The following is an 18,882-nucleotide window of genomic DNA, read 5'->3' as shown; positions in this document are numbered from 1 at the left end:
AGGCATGAACCGTGGGGCGGAAATCCGTGCGCCCCGCCAGTCATGCCGCCGCCCGCGGAAGATCGCCGTCAGATTTCCTCGCGCTTCAGCCAGCGGAAGCTCGCCACCTGGAACTTGCGTCCGAGGTCAGGCGAACCCTGATCCGGCTTCGGATTGAGGCCGAGCGAGTCGCCATTGAGCGGCACCGGGGTGCGCTGAACCACCGCCTCGCACCAAGCCTCGACTGGTGCGCCGCCATCGGTGGATGGAGCGCTGCCATAGGCGCGGATGACGAAGGAGTCTGAGCGCGCCGTGAGGACCGGGCCGATGAACTGGAGCAGGTCCGCCTGCGTGAGGAAGCCGGGAGCACCCCAGGCCACCGTGTCCGGCTTGAAGCGCTGCTCCAGGCGGGTCGGGTCCTTGATGTGATCGACGTGAGCGTAGTCCGGCAGATCCGTGCGATCCAGCGGCCACCTTTGCTCGAAGGCCCGGTTCAGCTCGGCGCGATCGATCGCGGCTTGAAGAGCACCCTTGTTGCCGGTTTCATCATCGCGCAGGCGGCGATTGACGAAATCCGAGAGGGAAAGGAACGGACCGCGCGTCTTCACCTCCAGCACGATCGCCTCGGAGAGCTTGCGGATCTCATCGCGGGTGAAGAGGCGCTGGCCGCTCCACGCTTCCTTGTCGGAGGCACCGCCGCCATCCCACTCACCGCCGGTGAGACCGTAGATGCGGGGGAATGCCACCTTGTCCCCGTAGATGCCACCGGCACCGGAGAGCAGCAGCGCTTCCCACGCTTTCGCGCTCGCGGAGTTCACGTTGAAGGCGCCATCCAGCATCAGCTTCGAGGCCGCGAGGTGGTAGTTCGTTAGATCGGAGGTCTCGATCTCGCCAACCGCAGGATTCGGCAGCAGGCGGCCATTCGGCAGCGGATTCTGATCGGGGTCGCGGAGGAAGGACTCCTTGTCGGCCGGGGAGCCGGTGGAGAGGAAGAACTCATCCCACAGCGAGTCATTCACCTCATAGCTGAGGTCGTAGATCAGCGTCTGGTCCAGCGGGGCATCCCGAAGCATCTTCCGCGCGAGGTGGGCCCAGCTATCCTCGATGGAGACACCGATGGCACCGTCCGGATCGGAGCGGCCGTCCATGCTGTAGCCCAGCGTGTCCTGGTTCCACCCGCCTCGGTCACGGTTCATCTTCTCGGAGCGAATCGGCTCCGTGTACTCGCGTCCGATGCGCGGGTCTGCCAGCGAGTTCCCCAGCGGATAGGTGGGGTGCCAGATGAACTCGGACAGCTTCGCGTGCTGGAAGGCACCGAGCGAAGCGATGGCCGTGTCCTTGCGCGGCAGGTCGAAGAGCACGCGCGGATGGCGGAAGCTGTTCGCGCGGTCGAAAGGATCGCCGAGATACTTCCCGCTCGAAAGCTGGGGCATCATGTTGTTCCAGTCCACCTCGCCGTCGAAGAGATCGCGGGTGTAGATGCCGAAGAAGTGCGGAGCCACGTCCGTGACGTTGTCGAAGGGATTCCGCAGCGCATACGTCGCACGCATGTTCCACGTCGCGATCGGCGCGCACTGGAAGTGCGGCGTGCCGGCCAGGCTGCCCGAGCCCATGACATTCGAGTCATGCTCGTTGAACCACCGCATGCGGAAGCCATCACGTGTCCGACGGTCCGGCACTTGGTTGATCGCCGCATTCGTCTTCGTGGATCGGGGGAATGGGACCGGATCGAGGTAGCTCCACTCGACGGGAAGCTCGTCATCGTCACCGAACTGATAGGCGCACGAAACCAGCGATCCCTGCGGCAGCGCATTGAAGCCATCCAGATTCACGCTGCTCCCGCCCGTCATCGGCTTCCACAGCATGAAGTAGTCGTCTGACTGGAGGTAGCCCAGGTCCTGAAGGTCGCCGATCGGCTTGTCCGGGACATACTCGCGCCACTCGACCGGGGGAAGATGGATGCGGTTGTTGAACACCTTGGAATCCTTCGCCTCGTTATTCGCCTTGAAGAGAGGCCATGCATCCGCCGTGCGGGTGTCCTGGTAGAAGCTCACCGCCGGATTCGGAGCGACATCCGGATACATGATGTTGTTCGAGAAGGTGACCTCGTCGTAGCGGCGGCTCTGGCGCGGCGACCACACGAGAGTCTCTCCCGGCGCGAGCTTCGTGCCCATCATGCGGAAGTAGATGCGGCCCTGCACGGCACCACCCTTCTCACCGCCACCCTGGCCCCAGTACATCTGGTAGCCCTGCTTGTTGCCATCCTGCATGGTCACCTCGACGCGCTTGCTGCCGTTGATGTGCATCATGATCATCGAGTTCGGCACCTCGATCTCGAACTGGTAGGGATTCCAAAGCGCGACCCGCGGGTAGAGGTGGAGCCTCAGGCCGTACTGTGCGGTCGGATTCGTGGCCTTGTCCTCGTAGTAACTAAGGTTGTAGTAGATCGACCCTTCCACCAACGTTGGCATGAGGTCGTTCTTCGTACGGTTGTTGAATTCCACGCTGCCCGAGTTCGCCTTCGTCAGCGTCGGCATCTCCATCGCGGTCTTGAAGTTCCCCGGCGAAGTCGTCGCGGAGCGCTTCGCCCAATCGCGCAGCAGGCCGAAGTTCGGCGATCCCAGGTCATGCCGGGGAGCCGTTGCGGTAGCCGTCGCGAGACGGGACGCCTCGCGATTGCGGGGGCCCACGAGATTGTCTGCATCCGACACGCCCACGGACGGGACGCCGTCGTAATCGAGGCTGCCGATGGAACCGGAGCTCTCGATGAAAGCGGTGAGATCCTTCCTCCAACCGCCCGCACGGACATCGGTCAAGAGCCCCTTCGACTCCGTGGTGAAGTCGTGGAATCCCGTCTTCGAAGACTTCGCGCCATTGGACGCGAGATCGAGCTGGCCGAGCGAGATCGCTTTCTTGCGGGACTCCTCCTCAAGCTCCCGGCCACCGACCGCAGCGGACCATGAAGCATCCTGTGCAAGCTGCAGGGAGCGCCAGGGGTATGCGGTCTTCGTCCGCTCCGAGGCATCGCGCGTCGCGACGTTCGCCTTGATTCCCAAGTCGCCCACCCACCAGGCATAGCTGCCCTTCGTTTTGCCGCCTTCTTCCAGTTCCACCTTGGGAACCTCCACGAGCGTGCTGGTCGCCATGTCGCCCGCGTTGCCTGCTTCCGACACCAGCTCCACCCGTTCGCTGCCATTGACGGAGCTGTCTCCTTGAAATCTTTGCTCACCTTCGTTGCCGCTCACCAGCGTCGCGATCCGCTCGCTGCGTGCATTCCATCCGGTTCCGCGGAGGTCCTTCAGGCCGCCGTTCTCATTGTCACGGACGATGTAGGATGAGCCATCCTCCCTCGTGCTGCGCCACACGCTCACCCAGTGGGGATTGGCATCATTCAGTAGGCGCCCATCCGCGCTGATGCGCTGGTCCGGGCCCATGTGTTGTTGAAGTTCACCGATGGCGAGCTGGAGAGCCAGGCGTGCATTCGCGCGGGCTTCATCCATGGCCATCTGCGTGGTCGATCTGCGCAGCGAGATGCTCGACATGCCGAGCAGGCCCACGGCCAGCAGCATCAGCACGGGCACCAGCATCACCGCGGCGATGATCGCGAAGCCCCGGTCGGCCTTCCTCGCGAAGGTCCGGCGCGGCTGCGCCATGAGGGCGGAAGCGGATGCCGACTGCTTCATCCGGTCCCGCAGAATTGTCCGGCGGATCTGTTTGAATACCCGCCACTCACTGTAGTTCTGCATCGTTTTGAGATTGGTTCTTAGGTCCTGTCAGACCGGGGGAAATCGGGAAGGGGGAGGCAGGGTTTTCGATCGGGAAGAGAAAGGCGGCCGCTTCCCGCATGGAGCATGGGAAGCGGCCGCCAGGGATTTGACTGATCAGTCCTCGATGTAGGTCACCGAGAGGACGTAGAAGAGACGGTCTTCCGCACCGACCGGGATGGTCAGCGAGATCTCGTTCGCATCATCCGTGGTGGGAGTCACATCATTCCAGGTCACGAGGTCGTCACTGCTCTTGATCTTGTAGACCAGACGCTCGTCGTCAGCGGACTTCAGGAAGCGCAGCACCGTGCTGCCACCTTCGGTCTGCAGGCCGGGCAAGCGGTCGAAGGCCTTCGGGTTCAAGCCCAGCGCATACTCGACGAGGGCGGGGATGCCGTCGTGATCGCCGTCGAGGTTGTGGTCGAGCGCTATGCCATTGGTGCTGGCCCACTCGTCGAACCCGCCACCGGTGCCGGTGCCTGCGGTCTTCGCCGTGTAGATCACCAGTGTCGGAACCTTGTTGGCATGCTGGCCGGTGGTGCCCGGCCAGTAGAACTGCCAGCCATCGGTGGTCTCCGGCTTCACGGCGATGCCGTGGTTGCCGTAGCCCGAGCGCCAGGACTGGGCGATATTCGTCACGTCAAAGGTGGCGACGGAGCTATGGCCGAGGCCATTGACGCGCTTGGTCTCGGCGTCATCGACATTCACGCCTTCTTCCAGTCCGTAGAAGCCGTAGCTGCTCTCGACGGTCCAGTCTTGCATCATGCGGTGCACCGCGATCGGGCCACTGGATGGCGAGTTGCCGCCGTTGACCGTGGTCAGCACGAGTTCCGCACGGACGATTTCCTCGTCCATCGGAATCGCACCCACCGTCGAACCGAACTCCACAGGGAACTGGAAGAGGCCTTCCTGCGTTGCACCCGGGTCGAGGTCGACGTAGTTTGCGGCGAGCGTCGATCCGTCCATGGTCGCATTCACACCCAGCACACGCGCCGACTTGGCCGCGGTGAAGTTGTAGCTCTTGGTTTGCTTCTCAGGAACCACGTAGGTGACCACCAGCTTCGGACGAAGGGCCGGGTCCGTATTACCAGAAGTGTAGTAGGACCACGCATCCGCCGTGGACGCATCGTAGATCGAGAATCCGTGATTGAAGTTCTCGGACTCCGAATTGCTCTCGTTTGCCCAGATACGCAGGAACTTCGTGACATCCACGGAAGACGACTCCCCTTGCACCAAGCCGCCGAAGCCCGACAGCGGGGTGAGGGCACTGCGACCACGGACACCGATATTGCTACCCACGGTCAGGTCCGCATACTCCGTCCCTCCCAAGACACCACGCACGAGGCGGTCGACTACCCAAGGTCCCGGAGACTGCGCATCGGTGGCCACGGCGGTCGTCATCACCAGTTGGGCATCCACGATCGTCGCACCCCAGGGAATCTGGGAAGCACCGGTGCCGAAGATGTCGCTGAAGCGCACGACGCTGTTCACATCAGGGCTGGCAGGGGTAGTGCCGGCAGCAGGAGCAAAGCCATCCACCCCATACAACTGGACGGCGCTTTCCTCCTGGCTGATGCCCACTCCATAGCGCTTGCCGTAGTAGCCGGTGTAGCCATCCACTCCTTGCTGGAAGCTTGCGGTCTGGATCGACGGACGATAGGCCACGTTACGGATCTCACCGACGGCCGTGCCGCTGCCGACGCTGGAGCCCGCCGGAGCCTCCAACGTGATGACGACTGTCTCGCGGACCTCGAAGTCCGAATCAGCCAGAGTCGTGAGCGGCACTTCCACCGCGGAAACTCCGGCGGGGAAAGTGACCGAGCCGGAGGGGGCCTCGAAGTCAGCGCCCGAGGTGGCGGTGCCAGTGACCGTGTAGTTCACCGTCATCGGCTGGGAAACGTCTCCACCCATGCGGGCGAAGCGGAACTTGAGATCGTCGCCCTCGTCCACCGTGGGGACGGACGGCGTCACGAATACCTGCTGGCCGGGATCCGCCGACGGCGTGGTCGGCACTGCGAGGAAACGGAAGCCGCCGTTCTGGAAGCCACCAGCGATGTTGGGAAGATCGTGGGAGAAGACCACGAAAGTATTACCCCGGGTGTGGTAGGCATAGATGTTGTCACCGCCGGCTCCATTGTTGAAGTCGGAGCTGAGCATCAACATCGTGTTCGACGGGTTGATCTTGCTACCGTCGCCGAAGGTGATCTCGTAGCCGAGCACGGTACGGCGAACTTTCGCGCCGTGGGCCGCCATGGTCTCATTGAGCGGCGTTAGAGCACCACTGTCAGCGATCAGACCGCTGAGGATTTGCGGCACATCCTCCGGAACATACAGGAAGCTGACGCTGTCATCCTCGCTGCTACCGTTGTTATCGATGCTGCGCAGGAGCCAGCGGTTGTTGCTTCGGCCGATCGAAACGACGTTGTCGGAGGTCTCTCCCTGGCTCACGGCCAGCAGGTTTCCACTCATCGGCAGGCCTTCGATCGCGAAGTCGCTGGTGGTCGTGCTCGTGGTCACCTTGGTGATGGTCACGCCCGGAGGCAGGTTCGAGTTCCCGCCCACCACGGAGCCGTCGACCGCCAAGGTAGCGCCCACCCATCCGCTGGCGTAAGGGAAGAAGCCCAGGGAGAAGCGGCCGGACTCGGCACGGACTGGAGGATTGCCTCCGCCTTGCTTGTTGTCTTCGACCTTGAGGGCGTAATTCCCACCCGATGAGAAGCCGATCACGTTGTTGTCGATAGAACCACGTGTCGTGATGTCGGAGTAGGTGCTTCCGAGGAAATTGGTTCCGAAGAGGATGCCCGAGTTGAATGGGACCGGAGCGCCATTGATGTTCACGAGCGGAGCTCCGCGCACGTCACCTGGAGAGCTGAAAGCCTGCGATCCCGGGGTATTGGCGAGAATCTGCCATGGTGTGGTCGGGGTTGCGACATAGTCGGGGTCCAGCGCCGTGACATCGAATTCCAGGTCACCGCCATCCATGATGGCCGCTGAGTAACCGGGGACCGTCACCGATCCTACCGGGGCCATGCCGTAGAAAGTCAGGCGACGCGCGCCAGCCACCGCATTGTCGGTGGTGTAGGCGAAGGTCTCGATCAGATGCGTGCCCGTTCCCTCGACTTCCCACTGCACTTCGTAAGGTGCCGTGGTGGAGGTGCCCACCAACTCTCCGTCGATGTAGAACTCCACCTTGGCGATCTCCACGTTCTCCGGAGCATCGACGGCTGCCGCCAGGGTCATCGGCTCGCCGACGGTGTGGTAGCCATCCTGCACCGGACTGGTCAGCTCGACATCGGGCAAGGAGACGTTCTCGTAGGGCATCAGCGGCTCCATCCCCGGAGTGAGGAAGACGAAGCTGAACATCTCCTCGTCAGGAGTTGCCCCATCTTCCAGGGCAGCAGCGAGGGAGTCGCGGCTCTCCACGATCCAGCCGCCATCCGCATCGCTCCACTGGTAAGCGACGTAGTTGTTCACGTTCTTCGGCACCGGATTGGCACCCTGCGGGGCCAATCCGCCTACCGCGGAGATGATCAGCGTTCCTTCTTCGAAGGTGCGCTCTGCCCCTTCCTCACCGATCTTCAGCAGCCAGCGGCCCGTGCCAAGCTTGGTGACTGCGAAGTCTCCGCCTGACAAGCCCTTGCTACCATCGCTGCGGACCGAGCCCGCGGCGCTGACCTGACCCATCCCGGCCGAGACCATCGGGACATAGACAAAGGCCACACCCGACGAATTGTAGGCGGATCCGGTGTTGGAATTGCTCCTAGACGACACGGTGAAAGTGCCGTCGGCATTGGCGCGTGCCATCGCGAAGTTCGCGGCATTGTCCCCACCGCAAACGAGCAGCACGCCGTTCTGGGAGGTAGCCTCCACGCCGTGCGAACGCAGGTGGCGCAAATCGACCACAGCGGTGCCATTTCCTGCACTCACGAACTCCCTGCCAATCTTGATCGCAGACGAAGAATAGATGGTCGCAGCCGGCTTGAAATGACCTGCAAGCCAACCCTCGGCATGCGGGAACCAGGCAGCGGAAACGTCCACATTGAACTCCTGATTGACGTCTTCCGTGCCACCCAAAGTCGAGTGTGTCGGAATGTAGTAGCCGCCGGCATTCGGTTCGGAACTGCTGACCGCGTAGGTGATGCCGTTCCTGCCTCCGGCATTGGGGGCGGCTCCGTTGTTCCGGGCGATCTCCGCCACCGAGGAAATCATGATGCCATTGCCGCGATCGGTCGTCCGGTCGCTCGAGAACATCATGTCGAAGTCGCCCTTGTTGTGGCCGACCACATTGAAGAATTCAGATTGCCCAAAGGCGACGATACCCACGGACACCGCCGGACTACCGTGGGCCTGGTTGTTGTTCGTATTGTTGAGCTGGACGATGTCCAATGTCCCGTGCTCGACGCCGAATGCGGTGCCGCCCAGCGAACATGCTAGCAGCGTGGCAAGCGCTTTTGAGTTTGGTTTGTTCATGCGGCGCGGAGAGTGCCGTCGTGTCTCTTCTCAACGAGCGATTAAAAGTGACAAACCAGACATCATTCTTTCGTGAGGCTTCGTATAAATCCCCACTTTTAAGCATCAAGTGACGCAGATGTTGCAATAAAGTGCCGCGACCAGATTTTCTTGTGACTGAATGTTCACATTACGTTTTCCTCACAAAACAGGGTTTCCCAAAGCACCTTGAACAGGTTCCCCCTCCCCGGATTTCATGAAGCCGGGCCTTATCATATCTCTCTCCGCGTCGCTTTCGTGCGCGTCCTTTGCCGTGGAAGTCGGGTCACTCCGGGTGACCCAACTTGCCAATAACAACAACATCATCGACTCCGCCAATCCCGGTGTATCGATCGTGAAAGCCCCCGGCAGCACCGCTGGCGGCAACTTCCTGGGCACCTCCAACCGCGGCGACTACACCATGGACTTCGGCCGTGGCCGGGACATGGAGAATGGCATCCTGCTCAGCTCGATCGCCCAGCTCACCCGCAATGACAGCGCCACCGGCGGACCGGCCCCGGGAGAGTTCTTCGCCACGAGCAGCTTCGGATTCGAAGAGGACACGGGCAAATACTGGATCGCCATCCACGCTGCGCTGCATGGCGACAACATCGAGGCAAACCACGATGTATCCTACGCCTACCTTCCCTATGACATCTACCCCGGCGGATTTGCCACCAATGATGTCAACAACGGGCCGCTCACGCGCTTCATCGGAACCCAGGGTTTGCAACTCGGCGTCAATCTAACAGACCCTGCCGAAACCAACGGGCAATATCACCTCGATCTCGCCCCGATGGTGGCGAACGCCTCGCAAAGCGGCGTGCTGCTGGTGACCGGCGCGAAGAACGAGGACAACTTCGCCCTCTCCCGCGCGAACGCGGACGGCAGCTTCCACATCTTTTGCCACGACAATGCCGCCAACGGCTCGTCCTATGAGAACGACGGCGTGGGCTTCGCCTACCTGCCCGCCGCGTCCGTCGGTGCCGGTCGTCTGGTCGCGCTCGGCCGCGTGAATGGCGACGCCACCACCGACGTGGCGAGCGGGAATTTCACCGTGACGAAGGGCAGCACCGGACGCTGGTATCTCAGCATCCCCGGCCACACTGCCGACTCCGGCACACTGATCGTCAGCCCTGAAGGTGGCGTGAACTACAATGTGGACAACATCGTCTCCGCAGGCTGGGACGCCGGGAACCAGCGCTGGATCATCGAAAGCCGCGACCTGGGAGCAGCCCCGCAGGTGCCGGATCTCCAGGACATGCAGACTCCCACGGACGATGTCTTCAGCTTCGCCTTCTTCTCGGCCACGGTCGCGAATTCCGCGCCGACCATCGCCGCTTCCACACCTGCGGATGAGGCCATCAAAGTGGCTCCGGATTCCTCGCTGACCACGACCGTCGCGGATGCGGATGGCGAGCCGCTCACCGTGACCTACCACGCGCGCCGCGTCAGCGCGGTGGACCCGACGGGTTCCTTCTCTGTGGTCGCGCTGCCGGACACGCAGTTCTATTCGGAAAATACCGGTGGCCAACGCGCTGCGCTCTTCTCCGCACAGACCGATTGGATCGTGGCGGAGAAGGACGCGCGGAACATCGGCTTCGTCCTCCATCTCGGCGACATCACCCAGCATGGCGACCGTCCCGACACCGCGCTTGAGCAATGGACCAATGCATCGAACGCGATGTATCGCCTCGAGAATCCCGCGACCACCGGATCACCCGATGGCGTGCCTTACATCCTGGCCGTGGGCAATCACGACCAGACCCCGATCGGCGACGCGGACGGCACCACCACGAACTTCAATACCTACTTCGGCGTCCACCCGGAGACGGGCATCAATCACTTCGCGGACAAGAGCTGGTATGGCGGCACCTCGGTGCCCCACAGCGCGGACAACAACTACACGCTCTTCACCGCGGGCGGCATCGACTTCATCGTCATCAGCCTGGAATTCGACCTCACTCCGGATGAGGCCGATCTGGAATGGGCGGACGCGCTGCTGAAGGCGCACCCCGCCCGCCGCGGCATCGTCATCACCCACCACATGGTGAACACGGGCAACCCCGCGAGATTCAGCGTGCTGGGTGCCGCCATCTACGAGGCGCTGAAGGACAATCCGAACCTGATCCTCATGCACGGCGGCCACATTGCCGGGGAGGGACGCCGCACGGACACCTTCGAGGGCCGCGCCGTCCACTCCCTGCTGGCCGACTACCAGAGCCGCTCGAATGGCGGCGATGCCTGGCTTCGGATCATGAAGTTCATCCCCGCCCTCAATCGTGTGGAGGTGAGCACCTACTCGCCCGTGCTTGATGTCTTCGAGACGGATGAAGACAGCCAGTTTTCCCTCGACGTGAATCTCAAGGGCGGCATGGGGCCCTTCACACCCATCGGCAGCGTGACCGTCCAGCCCGGCACCGCATCGCTGGCACTGCCCGACCTGGAGCCCGGCACGCGCTACGAATGGTACGCCACCGTCAGCGACGGCACCACCACCGCATCGACTCCCGTCCGCTCGTTCATCACCTCCGGCGTACCATTTCCGCCGACGGTCGAGGTCACCTCGCCTGCAAATGGCAGCACGATGGAGGAGCCGGGCAGCTTCACCTTCGAAGCCTCGGCCAGCGACATCGATGGCTCGATCACGAAGGTCGAGTACTTCTCCGGCACCACCAAGCTCGGCGAGGCAACCACAGCCCCGTACTCCTTCACTTGGCAAGACGTGCCCGCGGGTAGCCACACCATCCTCGCGAAGGCCACCGATGACGAAGGAAACACCTCCTTCTCCGCACCCGTCGCCGTGCAGGTCATCGCGCAGCCCGTGGTGCCTGACGTCTCCACCGTGTCCACCGGTCGCTTCAATGCCGGATGGACGCTGATCGCCGGATCACCCGCTCCGCTCGCCTTCACCTCGCCGGGTAGCAATGTCGGCGACCTGGTCCTCCGCGTGAATGGCAGCCCGGTGAAATTCCTCTCCAATGCCATCATCACGGCGAACTGGGAAAACGCGGGGAACTCCGGCGTGGACTCCATCGACAACGTGGCGCTGCCCTACTCCGACGGCTCCGGCAACGCCTGGGTGAATGTCTCCGACAATTCCAACCCGAACGCCGCGGACGCCAATCCCACCCTGACCGAGGAGTCGGCAGGCACGGCGGTGGCATGCCTCCCCTATGCCGCTGGCTGGACCGGTGCCAGCATCACCGCGGACGGTGCGCTGCTCGGCGGCAATCTCCCCGCAGGCACCACCGTCCGCCGCGTCGGCGACGGGCTCTACACCATCTCCGGCCTACCCACGACCGGCAATCTGCTTGCCTTCCCGAATGGCAATGGCGGCACCGATGGCGACAACGTGCTCTCCGTCCGGAAAGACGGTAGCCAGTGGATCGTGGACGTGCGGGACAACTCCAGCGACTCGCAGAATGGCAGCTTCTCCTTCCTCCACATCCCGGCCGATACGCCGGGCGTGCTGAGCGGCATGATCCGCGCCAATGGCAATCTCGTCCCGCTCAATGGCCGCCTCTCCGACATGGGTGCCACCGTTACGAAGACGAACGATTACTTCGAGATCACCTTTGGCGATGGCACGGAGATCCGCTCCGCCAGTGCCGCCATCTTCCTCACCGGTGACTCGACGAGCAGCGGTGCCGCAGGAGATAACATCCACTCCTACTCCAGCTCCGGAAATTCCTTCCGCATCTTCAGCCAGGATCTGCCTCAGCTCGACGGTACCTTCCAGGCAGTGGACCTGCGTTTCCTGGTCGTCCCGTTCAATCTCGCGCCCTTCAAGCCGGTGACCACCGCCGTCTCCGTGACGGCCAGCGATGCGGAGGGGCATGAGTTCGGAGGAGACACCGGGATCGCCTTCACCGTCACCCGCAGCGGTGCCGCGGATGCCCCGCTGACCGTCCACTACGCCACCTCGGGCAGCGCCACGGATGGTGCCGACTACACCTCGCTCCCGGGCACCATCGAGATCCCCGCGGGGCAGCTCACCGCCACCATCAACACCGATGTCCTCGTCGATGACGTGGTGGAGGGCACCGAGAACATCATCGTCACCCTGCTGCCAAATGCCGCCTACACCCTCGGCGAGCCGGGCAATGCCACCGCGACGATCCACGATCGCCCACTGCAATCCTACCTCCACGACAAGGGCCTCTCCTCCCCGGATGGCGACGACGATGGCGATGGCATCTCAAACCTGCTCGAATACTTCCATGGCACGCACAACGCGGCGGCTGCCAATCTCGGCTCACTGCGCGCGGTCGCTGCGGGAGATGCAGGCGGAACTTTCACCGCCAGCTTCCCACGATCGAAGAGCGCTACCGATGTGACTGCCAATGTCGAGTGGTCCACCGACCTGCAGACATGGCACCGCAGCGGTGAAAGCAATGGCACCCAGACCGCAGACATCGCGCTGCGAGTCGTTTCCGCTGCCGAGGAAGATCCGGAGACAGTCGAGGCCACGCTCACCATTTCCGAAGGCCCCGTGCCTGCGTCGATCTACCTGCGCCTGGTCGTCACGCCTTGACGCTCGCGTCACTATCCCCGCGTCGCGACATGCGGCGCGGGGATAGTGAACGGTAGGAAACACGGGAAAGCGACGCGATTGTCACAAACCCCATCGTGAACCGACCCGGGCTTTCCCCTTACAGCCCCCGGCATGATGCTCCGCACGCTCCGGTTGCTTTTCATTTTCTCGCCGCTGCTCGCTTCCGCACAGGACAAGCCGACGCCGCACTCCCTGCGCATCCTCACGCTGGGTGATCCACCGCCATACCGCCAGGAAGTGCGGAATGGCGTGCGCTACGAAATCCCCGCCGCGGACGGCACCATCCCGCCGCGCAATCTGGAAGTCCCCGCGCTCTCCGAGTCCGGCGAGCCCGAGAACCTCAAGCTGCGCCTCCGCCTCGGCATCGCGTCGGATCCGCTCCAGTTCCCGCTCCCGGAGAACCGCTCCGTGGAGACGCGCCAGCCTTCCGGCCCATGGGCGAAGATCCCGCTTTCCACCTCTGAGGCCACCCTCGCCCTCATCTGGCGCACCGGCCCGGACTGGAACAAGGTCGGCGTGATCCACGTCCCCGATGGCAAGGCCGACCGCAGCAAGGGCGACTGCCGATTCATCAATGTGACCGCGAAGCCCATGGGCATCGTCATCGGCACCGAGAAGCTCAAGCTCGAGCCGCGCACCTCGATCATGCGCAGCCTGCCCGCCGGCACGCAGGAAACCACCGTCTCCATCCTCTACCCCGGCGCCGACGGCACCCTGCAATCCTGCCTCTCCACCACCGTCACAAGGAGCGCCGACAAGCTCCAGCAGTACGTCATTTACGCAGCCGACGGCAACAAGCCCCGCGTCCCGGTGAAGGTGCTCCCCTTGACCGAGACCCGCTGAGGCAAGATCACGCGCCGCCTGCTCCACAGAGCCAAAGCGGCCCACCATCGTGGTCCGCATCGCTCCGCGTGCGGCGAAGCCATATCACGGCCATCCCCACCCTCGGCTCCCCGGGCCTCCCTCCTCGGCAGCAGCCCCCACCGGCACCCACCTGTTGAAAGCCTGCGGAGACCCACGAACTGATCGGCTACTTCACCCCTGCCGATCATTCGATAACTCATTGGTTTCACCCGAAATCTCGCCACGCCCCGCACATACCCAGGCCTCAATCTCTCGGCCCGATGGGAAGTTCCCCCATCAATCATGCCATCATTACCACAATTCATGACATGATTCCATCAACATACGCATAGCCAAAGACACGCGAATTCACAATACGTCCATGTATCCTCCCCATGGACTCCCCTCCCTACGCCCACAGCGCGCCCGACGGCCTGCCTTGGGAACCGCTCTTCACTCCCTTCAGCAGCGACCCCGCAACGCAGTGCCAGCGCGAAGCCTGCGAAAGCTGCCGCACCCTTGCACCCCAGCACGGCCACTCCAACAAGGTCGCCTACTGGTGCGCCGCCTTCGCCGCCGCGATGTTCCCGCCCGGCCCCGACCGCGACGCGGCTTGGCAATGGGGATACCTTCTCGGATTGCTCCATGACTTGGGGAAGTTCGCACCCGAGTGGCAGGCTTACCTGAAGTCAAAGGCGGACCCGCATCAGGCCGATGTCTCCGGCAAGCTCGACCACTCCACGGCCGGGGCTCAATACGCGGTGAAGCTCCACGCGGCGCTCGGCCATCTGCTCGCCTACCCCATCTCCGGGCATCACTCGGGACTGCAGGACGCTACGTCAAATGGCACCTGCCTCGCCGCCCGGCTGAAGAAGACCGATCTTCCCCGGATTCCCGAGATCCCGTCCGATATCGGATCGCTGGGCATTCCGAAGCTTCCGTCATTCCTGAAAGGAGACGCGTTCTCCCTCTCCTTCTTCACCCGCATGCTCTTCTCGTGCCTGGTGGATGCCGACTTCCTCGCCACCGAGGCATTCATGAATCCATCGCAGGCGGGCAATCGCAACCGCCAGCCCGAGGGCATCCTCGAAGAGATCGCTCGTCTGGTGGATGCGAAGATCGACAACTTCGGCACGCCTTCCCCGGACGATACCGTGGCTTTCCAAAGGCGAAAGGTCGTCGAGGACTGCCGGGCGAAGGCTTCCGATGATCCCGGGATTTTCACCCTCACCGTGCCGACCGGCGGCGGCAAGACGCTGTCGTCGCTCAGCTTCGCACTGCGGCATGCCATCCAGCATGGGCAGACCCGGGTGATCTTCGTGATCCCCTTCACCTCGATCATCGAGCAAAACGCCGACGTCATCCGCGAGATCCTCGCGCCGCTCCAGACGGAGAGTTTCACCCCGCTCATCGAGCACCACTCCGCGCTCTCCCCGGACAAGGAGGACACGAGATCCCGCCTCGCGGCTGAGAATTGGGACGCACCCGTCATCATCACCACGGCGGTGCAATTCTACGAGTCCCTCTTCGCCGCGAAGACATCACGCACGCGGAAGCTCCACCACATCGCAAAATCGGTCGTCGTCCTGGACGAAGCACAGACCCTACCGGTCGATTACCTCCGGCCCTGCCTGCGTGTCCTGCAGGAGCTCTCGGATCACTACCACACCACCACCGTCCTCTGCACCGCGACGCAGCCCGCCATCGGCCATGATGAAACGGAGTTCCCCATCGGCCTCCGTTCCACCCGGGAAATCATCTCCGATACGCGCTCGCTCTTCTCCGCGCTCAAGCGCGTGGAGGTCGCATTCTCCGGTCCGCTGACCGACGCCGAACTCGTTGGCCGACTTCGTGATCAGCCGCAGGTCCTCTGCATCGTCAACCGCCGCAAGCATGCTCAGGAACTCTTCCGGCTTTTGGGTGCCGGGGAGGGGAACTACCACCTCTCCGCCCTCATGTGCCCGGAGCATCGGTCGGAGATCCTGCGCCAGGTCCGCGAAAGGCTCGAAAAAAAGCTGCCCGTGCGGCTGATCTCCACCCAGCTCATCGAGGCCGGGGTCGATGTGGATTTCCCCGTGGTCTATCGCTCTCTCGCCGGGCTCGACTCCATCGCGCAAGCCGCCGGTCGCTGCAATCGAAATGGCAAGCTGGCCATGGGTTCGACCTACATCTTCGAAGCCGAGGACCAGCGTGGCGAGGCCTACTTCCGCGAGACCGCGCAGGTTGCCCGCGAATTGATCGAACTCTACCCGGACCTCCTCGGGGAGGACGCCATCCGACGCTACTTCGATAAGTATTACTACCACCAGAAGCGGCGCTGGGATTCCAAGGACATCCTTTCCAAGGACAACTTCCATCTCCCGCCGGACAAGACACTGCCCCTCAAATTCCAGTTCAAGACCGTGGTGGAGAGTTTCAAGCTCATCGAGGACTGGCAGGAGCCCGTCATCATCCCCTTCGACAAGAAAGCTGAGAGCTTGATCGAGGAACTGAAGAATCCGTTCAAACCTTTGAACCGAGACCTCCTGCGTTCGCTCCAGCGTTACACGGTCCAGATCTCCCCCGATCTCCGCAAAGCGAATGCCCACGCTTTTGAGGCACTCCGGGACGATCAGTTTCAAGTGCTCATATCCAAAGAACTGAACTACTCGAAAGACTTCGGCTTGTGTATCGACGAAAACTATTCGTCGTCTCGACATCTTGTCTATTAGACATACCAACCCCTCATGAACTACGGCATCCATCTCAAGGTCTCCGGCGACTACGCCCTTTTCAGCCGACCGGAAATGAAGGTCGAGCGCGTCTCCTACGATGTCATGACGCCCTCCGCTGCGCGCGGCATCCTGGAGGCCATCTACTGGAAGCCCCAGATCCGATGGATCATCGATGAGATCCACGTCCTGAATCCCATCCGCTTCACCAATATCCGCCGCAACGAGATCGCCTCGAAGGTGTCGGTGAAAGGCGCGGCCGGCATCAATGCCGCCATGGCGAACCCGGAGATCCGCCCGACCATGGACGTCGCGGAGAACCGCCAGCAACGGGCATCGCTGCTCCTGAAGGACGTCGCCTACCTCATCAAGGCTCACGTGCTCGTCCTCGATCTCCGCTTGGAAAAGGACGACGCGCCTTCCCCGGAGAACGAGGCCGTGGGCAAACACCTCGACATGTTCAAGCGCCGCGCGCGCAAGGGCCAGGCGTTTCATCAGCCCTACTTCGGTTGCCGCGAGTTTCCGGTCCGCTTCGAACTCATCGAGAACGAGGCCGATCTCCCGGCACCCGATGCCAGCCTGCTCGGTGAAAAGGATCTCGGCTTCATGCTCCACGACATCGAGTTCGATCAGGAGCGCTCCACCAAGAAGGTCCGCTCCACCACCCCGCACTTCTTCCGCGCCTCGATGTCCGACGGCATCATCCGCATCCCGGAACTCCCTTTCCCTGCCAAGGCATGATTCTCCAAGCGCTCAACGAACTCTACGACCGCCTGGCCACCGATCCCGAATACGAGATCGCACCTCCCGGCTTCTCCCCGCAGAAGATCAGCTTCCGCATCGTGCTCAGGCCTGATGGGAGCCTCTTCGACATCAGCGATGCACGCAGTCCGGACGAGAAGGGCAAGCTCCAGAACACCGTGATGCTCGTCCCCGGAGAGGCGAAGCCTCCCGGTGCGGGCATCAATCCGGGACTGCTGTGGGACAACCAGACCTATCTCCTCGGACGACAGCCGGAGGACAAGCCGGATGGATTTGGCCAGAAGCGCTTCGAAGCACTCCGGCAGCGTCACCTGGAAGTCGAGTCCGCCATCAATGATCCCTCCTTCTCCGCCGTCTGCCGGTTCCTCGAACAATGGTCGCCGGACGACATTGCCCGGTTTCCAATCCTCAATGATGTCGGCACGGGATTCGGAATCTTTTCCCTCCAAGGAGAAAAGCGCCCGGTCCACGAGGCCAAGCGCATTCAAGAGTGGTGGCGGGCCAACTCGGAAGAAGCCCAAGACGGCGATGTCGAAAGCTCCCAATGTCTTCTAACAGGCGTCGTCGGCCCGGTCGCGAGACTTCATCCCAAGATCAAAGGCGTCACCGGATCTCAGGCGGCAGGCGCATCCATCGTATCATTCAATGCGAACGCCTATGAGTCGTACGGAAAATCGCAAAGCTTCAACGCCCCTGTCAGCGAAGAAGCCGCATTCCAATACGGCACCGCCCTGAACTCATTGCTCACGGGCCCGCGGTCGAAGAGGCACCGCATTCGGATCGGCGACACCACGACCGTCTTCTGGACCGAGAAGCCGACCATCGTCGAAGGTCTCTTCGCCGACATCTTCTCCGGCGGATCGCAGGCCTTGGAAGAAACCGAGGATCCCACCCGCCGGGCACAGATCCAGCAACTGCTCGAAGCCGTGCGCTCCGGTGGTCGCTACGAAGAGCACGGGGAATCGCAGACCCCATTCTACATTCTCGGCCTCGCGCCGAATGCAGCCCGCGTCTCCGTTCGCTTCTTCCACCGCTCGACCATCGCGGATCTCGTCGCGAAGCTGCACGACCATCACGAGTGCATGAAGATGGTCCGCCAGTTCACCGAGGATTCCGGCAGCCGCTTCCCCGATCCGGAGTTCCCGGCGGTCTGGCAGATCCTTCGCGAGACGGCCCGGGTGGCCGACGAAATCCCTCCCCTGCTCGCCGGAGCCCTCACCCGCTCAATCGTGGAGGGCGTCCCTTATCCGGAGGGGCTCTTCTCCGCCATCATCCGCCGCATCCAGGCCGACCGCACCATCAACTACCTCCGCGCCTCAACGCTGAAGGCCGTCCTCGTCCGCAATCACAAACTCCCCATCCCCACCATGCTCGATACCGCCAATCCCAACCCGGCTTATCTTCTCGGCAGGCTCTTCTCCGCTCTGGAAAAAACCCAGGAAGACGCGCTCGGCAACGTCAATGCCGGCATCCGCGACCGCTTCTACAGCGCCGCCTCGGCCACTCCCGCCAGCGTCTTCCCGCGGCTGCTCCGCACCTACCAGCACCACCTCTCCAAGCTCAGCGGAGGAGCAAAGGTGAATCGCGAGCGCCTTGTCCAAGACATCCTGTCGTCGGTCGATTCCTCCGGATTCCCAAACCAGCTCCCGCTCAAGCAGCAGGGCATCTTTGCCATCGGCTACTACCACCAGCGCAAGGACTTCTTCACGAAGAAGGACACGCCCGGAACTCCCGAGGAAAATGCCTGATACCCCAGCTCCTTTCCATTCCCCAACCA

Annotated in this window: 7 protein-coding genes; 5 read left to right on the top strand and 2 right to left on the bottom strand. The window is 62.6% G+C overall.

The window, feature by feature from the left end; all coding sequences use genetic code 11:
• Nucleotides 1-68: 68 nt before the first annotated feature.
• Together OKA04_RS22750 and OKA04_RS22745 are read right to left on the bottom strand one after the other, a co-directional pair.
• Nucleotides 69-3,725 (bottom strand): hypothetical protein, encoded by a 3,657-nt coding sequence (locus OKA04_RS22750; protein WP_264503526.1) that lies wholly within the window; start codon nt 3,723-3,725, stop codon nt 69-71.
• A gap of 135 nt (nt 3,726-3,860) precedes the next feature.
• On the bottom strand, nt 3,861-8,213 hold the full coding sequence (locus OKA04_RS22745) for an Ig-like domain-containing protein (RefSeq protein ID WP_264503525.1): 4,353 nt from the start codon (nt 8,211-8,213) through the stop codon (nt 3,861-3,863).
• Between the two features lie 235 nt (nt 8,214-8,448).
• Here OKA04_RS22745 and OKA04_RS22740 point away from each other — a divergent pair, with 235 nt between their 5' ends.
• From OKA04_RS22740 to cas8c, 5 genes are all read left to right on the top strand, one after another.
• Nucleotides 8,449-12,768, top strand: a complete 4,320-nt coding sequence (locus OKA04_RS22740; protein WP_264503524.1) for an Ig-like domain-containing protein — start codon at nt 8,449-8,451, stop codon at nt 12,766-12,768.
• 132 nt (nt 12,769-12,900) lie between these two features.
• Nucleotides 12,901-13,632 carry a hypothetical protein gene (locus OKA04_RS22735; RefSeq protein WP_264503523.1) on the top strand — a complete coding sequence of 244 codons (732 nt, stop codon included), beginning with the start codon at nt 12,901-12,903 and terminating at the stop codon, nt 13,630-13,632.
• A gap of 395 nt (nt 13,633-14,027) precedes the next feature.
• Complete coding sequence (locus tag OKA04_RS22730) at nt 14,028-16,343, top strand: CRISPR-associated endonuclease Cas3'' (RefSeq protein ID WP_264503522.1); 2,316 nt, start codon at nt 14,028-14,030, stop codon at nt 16,341-16,343.
• Nucleotides 16,344-16,358: 15 nt separating this feature from the next.
• Nucleotides 16,359-17,084, top strand: coding sequence for a type I-C CRISPR-associated protein Cas5c (cas5c, locus tag OKA04_RS22725; protein ID WP_264503521.1), 726 nt, complete (start codon nt 16,359-16,361; stop codon nt 17,082-17,084).
• Nucleotides 17,081-18,853, top strand: a complete 1,773-nt coding sequence (gene cas8c / locus OKA04_RS22720; protein ID WP_264503520.1) for a type I-C CRISPR-associated protein Cas8c/Csd1 — start codon at nt 17,081-17,083, stop codon at nt 18,851-18,853. Before cas5c ends, cas8c begins: the two co-directional genes overlap by 4 nt.
• The last annotated feature ends 29 nt before the right edge of the window (nt 18,854-18,882 follow it).

This window comes from Luteolibacter flavescens (genome assembly GCF_025950085.1).
Classification (GTDB): Bacteria; Verrucomicrobiota; Verrucomicrobiia; order Verrucomicrobiales; family Akkermansiaceae; genus Haloferula; species Haloferula flavescens.
This window is presented reverse-complemented; position numbering and strand designations above follow the sequence as displayed.